The 2866-nt window shown below is 70.0% G+C and carries 4 protein-coding genes; all 4 read left to right on the top strand.

All coding sequences use genetic code 11. From position 1 onward, the window contains the following. Nucleotides 1-238: 238 nt before the first annotated feature. Complete coding sequence (locus Tther_RS12930) at nucleotides 239-949, top strand: ABC transporter ATP-binding protein (RefSeq protein ID WP_185975100.1); 711 nt, start codon at nucleotides 239-241, stop codon at nucleotides 947-949. Nucleotides 950-1044: 95 nt separating this feature from the next. Further along, nucleotides 1045-1314 (top strand): DUF2061 domain-containing protein, encoded by a 270-nt coding sequence (locus Tther_RS12935; protein WP_143904511.1) that lies wholly within the window; start codon nucleotides 1045-1047, stop codon nucleotides 1312-1314. A 73-nt stretch (nucleotides 1315-1387) separates the two neighbouring features. Beyond that, complete coding sequence (locus Tther_RS12940; RefSeq protein ID WP_143904513.1) at nucleotides 1388-2023, top strand: LemA family protein; 636 nt, start codon at nucleotides 1388-1390, stop codon at nucleotides 2021-2023. Nucleotides 2024-2035: 12 nt separating this feature from the next. Further along, nucleotides 2036-2866, top strand: an 831-nt coding sequence (locus Tther_RS12945; RefSeq protein WP_246099052.1) for a TPM domain-containing protein, incomplete at its 3' end; no start/stop codon positions are given.

Consider the following 2866-nt stretch of genomic DNA (forward strand, 5'->3'; position numbering starts at 1 on the left):
GTTTCCGCAATGCTCGCCGAACTCGACGACGAGTGGCTGACCGGCAAGGTCTATCTCAACTTCAACCTGTAACCCGGTTGTCATGACCACCCAACCGGAAATTTACAGAAAAGAGGTTGCACAATCCTGGAGGCGGAGCTGTTCGTCTCGACCGCGCTGTTGGCCACCGTCGTGGGCGTGCTGGCGGCGTGGCTGCCCGCGGTGCGCGCGGCACGGCTGGACCCGGTGGAGGCGATCCGTGGCTGAAACGGTGCTCGAGCTGCGCGGCGTGCGCAAGCGCTACGGCGGCGGGGCTTCACCGCTCGTGGAAGTGCTGCACGGCATCGACCTCACGCTTGTGGCGGGTGACTTCGTGGCGCTGGTGGGGCCCTCGGGCTCCGGCAAATCGACCCTACTCAACCTGGTCGGCTTGCTGGAGACGCCCAGCGAGGGCGAGATCTGGTTGGCCAGCGAGCCGGTGCACCACGCCAGCGACGCGGCGCGCACCGCGCTGCGCAACCGCTACCTGGGGTTCGTGTTCCAGTTTCACCACCTGTTGCCGGCCTTTACCGCGGAAGAAAACGTGCTCATGCCGGTGCTGGCCGGGCACGGCCGCATCAGCCCCGCCGACCGCGAGCGTGCCCGGGCTTTGCTGGCGCGCACCGGGCTGGCCGCCCACGCGCACAAGCGGCCACTGCAGCTCTCCGGGGGGCAGCAGCAGCGGGTGGCGATCGTGCGCGCCCTCATGAACCGCCCGCGCCTGGTGCTGGCCGATGAGCCCACCGGCAACCTCGACAGCCACACCGCGCACGACGTGTTTGCGTTGCTGCGCGAGCTCAACCGCGAAGAAGGCATCGCCTTTCTCATCGTCACGCACGACCCGGCACTGGCTGCACGCTGCGACCGGCAGGTCCATCTGCAGGATGGACGGCTGCTGCCGCCTGCGCGCGCGGATGCGCCAGGGGGGTGATGATGACTATCAATCGAATACAGATGTTCGATTGAAAATGCTATGAAACACCCCTACCATGATCATCGTCATCGATCACCCGGTAGGAGAACCCCATGGCACGCCTTCGTCGCTTCACCCACACGCACCGCTTTGCGCTCATGAAAACCGCCACCTACTACGTGATGCACATCACGGTGGCCATGGCCGTGGCCTATGCCGTGACCGGCAACTGGCTGGCCGCGCTGACGCTGAGCCTGCTCGAACCCACCGTGCAGGCGGTGGCCTACTTCTTCCACGAGCGCGCCTGGGCGCGCGTGTTGGCCCGCCAGGCCGCCGCACAGCCGCCGGCGGTACCCCCCATGGCAGCCGGCGCGCCAGCCTGATGCCCGCACCGCGGCTGTTGGTGGCATGATGTGGCCGATGCGGGCCACAGCCCGCCGAGGAGGGCCCATTGCCATGACCGAGACCGCGATCGCCATCCCAACGCGCCGCCGCTGGCTGGCGTGGACTGCCGCCGTGCCGCTGGCGGCCACCCTGTCGGGCTGCGGGTACAACGAGTTTCAGCGCCTGGACGAAGAGGTCAACGCCGCCTGGGCCGAGGTGCTCAATCAGTACCAGCGGCGCGCCGACCTGGTGCCCAACCTGGTGGCCACGGTGCAGGGTGAGGCCCATTTCGAGCGCGAAACGCTCACCCGCGTCATCGAGGCGCGGGCCCGTGCCACGGCCATCCAAGTCACCCCCGAGATGCTGCAGGACCCGCAGGCGTTGCAGCGCTTTCAGGCCGCGCAGGGCGAGCTCGGCAGCGCCCTGTCGCGCTTGCTGGTGGTGGCCGAGCAGTACCCCAACCTCAAGGCCAACCAGGCTTTTGCCGACCTGCGGGTGCAGCTCGAAGGCACCGAAAACCGCATCGCCGTGGCGCGCAACCGCTACATCCAGGCGGTGCAGCGCTACAACACGCTGGCGCGCAGCTTCCCCACCAACCTGACGGCCAAGGTGTTTGGCTACGCGCCCAAGCCGGGCTTTGCGCCAGCGGACGAGGCGTCGCTGGCCAAGCCGCCGAAAGTGGAGTTCCCGGCCGCGCCGGGCCGCTGACGGGGGGCTGCGTTGCGCGCGTCGACCGGGACTTGGTGGGCCGCCTGGCGCCGTCTGCCCGCTTGGCGGCGGGCCGGGTGGCTGGCGCTGCTGTGGGTGCTGGTATTGGGGGCCGCGCTGCCGGCGCACGCGCAGGGCGTGCAGCCGGTGCCGGCGCTGACCGCGCGTGTGATGGACCTGACCGGCACGCTCAGCGCCGAACAGCGCGCGGCGCTGGAGGCGCGGCTGGCAGCGTTCGAGCGCGAGCGCGGCAGTCAGGTGGTGGTGCTGTTGGTGGCCACCACCGCGCCCGAGGACATCACGGACTACACGCAGCGCGTCGGCGATGCGTGGAAGATCGGCCGACGCGATGTCGGCGACGGCGTGCTGCTCGTGGTGGCCAAGCACGACCGCCGCGTGCGCATCGCCACCACCAAGGCGGTGGAAGGGGCGCTGCCCGATTTGCTGGCCAGCCGCATCATCGAACAAGCCATCGTGCCGCGCTTTCGGGCCGGCGACTTCTACGGGGGGCTGCACGCGGGGGTGGAGCAGATCCTGGCCGCGCTGGCCGGTGAGCCGTTGCCCCCACCGACCACCGCACGCGCCGCGGCAGGCGCCGACGCGCAAGAGGTGCTGGTCTTGGCGTTTTTTGCCGTGCCGGTGATCGCGGGCGTGCTGCGCAGCCTCCTGGGGCGGGTGCTGGGCGCCACCGCGACCGCGGGCGTGGTCGCGCTGGTCGGTGCCAGCCTGGGGCTGTCCCTGGGGTGGTGGGTGCTGTTGGCCTTGGCCGCGTTCGTGTTGGCGCTGATCGGGGTGGGCACGGTGCGCACGGGGCCCTGGCATGGCCGTGGCGGCTGGGGGGGT

Origin of the sequence: Tepidimonas thermarum (assembly GCF_007556705.1) — a bacterium.
Taxonomy (GTDB): domain Bacteria; phylum Pseudomonadota; class Gammaproteobacteria; order Burkholderiales; family Burkholderiaceae_C; genus Tepidimonas; species Tepidimonas thermarum.

What these genes read in the sequence shown, in the direction of transcription:
- Tther_RS12935 (WP_143904511.1), top strand. Translation starts at nt 1,045, where the DNA reads ATGGCACGCCTTCGTCGCTTCACCCACACGCACCGCTTTGCGCTCATG.
- Tther_RS12940 (WP_143904513.1), top strand. Translation starts at nt 1,388, where the DNA reads ATGACCGAGACCGCGATCGCCATCCCAACGCGCCGCCGCTGGCTGGCG.